Genomic DNA, 1,872 nt, shown 5'->3' with positions numbered 1-1,872 from the left:
CTCTTGTTCTTGTGGACTGCGATTATCTTTTGTTTTAAATGAGCCGCTTTGGCTTGCTTGCGTTATCCAACGGTCCAAAGCTGATGGTGTCAAATCATATTCGGCAACGATTTCACTACGTGATTTACCATGTTGATAAAGACTGACCATTTGCTGTTTAAAATCATCTGTGAATATTCGTCTTTTGCGTTTAATCTTATTCATATTTGTTCCTTTTTTAGTTGTGATAAGTTTACCTTACCCCTTAAAAAAGTTGTATGATTTAGTGTAGCCGATCCAGATTTACCTTTATTAGAATCTGCGGGTGAAATTTTAGAGGCACTCATCATGGGCGGACCAGCCGAAGATATGCATTGTTATGAAGAAGGTGCTATTGTTTGTTTAAATTATTTAAAACATTTACTAAAACTACCCTCATTAGCTGAACTCCCCCCTTTACGGACAGTACTGACTATACATGATTTTGTTAGCAGCCAGCTTAATGAAAGCTATCCTAATTGGAATGAAAAAATAAAAAATGCAATTATTGAAAAAGCAAATAAGTTTATCCATCAAGATAAATGGTTAGCATTAATTGAAAATGATTTAATGACTGATGATAGCAGTAAATTTTGCCTAGCTGCTGATCTTTACACGCAATTTGGATTTGATGCATGGGATGCGCGTTTTGCATATCAAAAAAATCATCAGGGTGAACAGTGGTATTATTTAATGCAAGCCGATGATATACAAAGAGTACAACAAGTTATGCAGTTAGCTGGGCAACAATATGACTTTACAAAAATCGCAACTGGGCCAGCGCTAGAATCTGCATTTGGCATCAAATATAAAGCACACCGTGCATTGGATGCTATTTTACAAGAGCTCAATCGATTTCCGGGTATGGGTGAAGATCTTATATTAATTGGTCTAAACAGCCCTGTAATACGCAACCGAAACATGGCATTAAATGCCATTGAAGCTTGGGATCGGCAATGTTGGACAGATAAACTAACGCTTGCCCTGCAAGAACTTATTGCAAATGAACCTAATGATGAAATTAAAAAAAGGTTGGCAACGCTACTTACTTCGCACAATAGTTAAATATTCTATTTACGTGCTAACAAGCATAAAAATATCGACGCAGTTATGACCGCCCCAAATGGGGGGCGGAATTGTCGTTTAAGCTGTAACCCCGTTACAGCTTAAAAAATAAAAGCGCCAATAAATCAATTTTAGTTTTTAACTAATTTTTGCCCATAAGCATTAATTTGGTTATTTTCTACTTTGTAGGTAAATTTCCATTTCTTATTCAGTTCTTCGATTATTTTTTTGTTCAAAGCTGTATTTTCAAAACTTGGATCGGCTACACTAAATCATACAACTTTTTTAAGGGGTAAGGTAAACTTATCACAACTAAAAAAGGAACAAATATGAATAAGATTAAACGCAAAAGACGAACATTCACAGATGATTTTAAACACCAAATGGTCAGTCTTTATCAACATGGTAAATCACGTAGTGAAATCGTTGCCGAATATGATTTGACACCATCAGCTTTGGACCGTTGGATAACGCAAGCAAGCCAAAGCGGCTCATTTAAAACAAAAGATAATCGCAGTCCACAAGAACAAGAGTTAATCGCGTTGCGTAAAGAGCTTAAACAGCTGCGTATGGAAAACGATATTCTAAAGCAAGCAGCACTGATAATAGGACGAAAATCGCTATCCTAAAAGCAAATCGACATCGTTATAGCATAACAAAGCTATGTCAATATTTAGGATTATCAAGACATTATGCTTATTATCAGTGCAAATTGAATAGACAAAAATCAATAGGGCTTTATGCCGATAAAATCGTGACGCTATTTAATCAGAGCTATCAGTCTTATGG

3 protein-coding genes are annotated in these 1,872 nt (G+C 35.7%); 2 read left to right on the top strand and 1 reads right to left on the bottom strand.

From position 1 onward, the window contains the following. On the bottom strand, nucleotides 1-204 hold a 204-nt coding region (locus A9G38_RS11330), incomplete at its 3' end, for a transposase (protein ID WP_065623275.1). Nucleotides 205-327: 123 nt separating this feature from the next. On the opposite strand from A9G38_RS11330, the gene A9G38_RS11325 reads away from it, so the two are divergent. Next, nucleotides 328-1,083 (top strand): hypothetical protein, encoded by a 756-nt coding sequence (locus A9G38_RS11325; protein WP_034915758.1) that lies wholly within the window; start codon nucleotides 328-330, stop codon nucleotides 1,081-1,083. Between the two features lie 329 nt (nucleotides 1,084-1,412). Then, a complete protein-coding gene (locus tag A9G38_RS11320) occupies nucleotides 1,413-1,712 on the top strand; it encodes an IS3 family transposase (RefSeq protein WP_034885636.1) in 300 nt (99 codons plus the stop codon). Nucleotides 1,713-1,872: the final 160 nt, after the last annotated feature.

This window comes from Gilliamella sp. Imp1-1, from assembly GCF_001690415.1.
Taxonomy (GTDB): Bacteria; Pseudomonadota; Gammaproteobacteria; order Enterobacterales; family Orbaceae; genus Gilliamella; species Gilliamella bombi.
The sequence above is the reverse complement of the archived record's forward strand: the minus strand, read 5'-3'. Positions and strand labels throughout refer to the sequence as shown.

Bases quoted from the DNA above. Each gene is read 5' to 3' on its own strand.
- A9G38_RS11325 (WP_034915758.1), top strand. From the start codon at position 328: ATGGGCGGACCAGCCGAAGATATGCATTGTTATGAAGAAGGTGCTATT.
- A9G38_RS11320 (WP_034885636.1), top strand. From the start codon at position 1,413: ATGAATAAGATTAAACGCAAAAGACGAACATTCACAGATGATTTTAAA.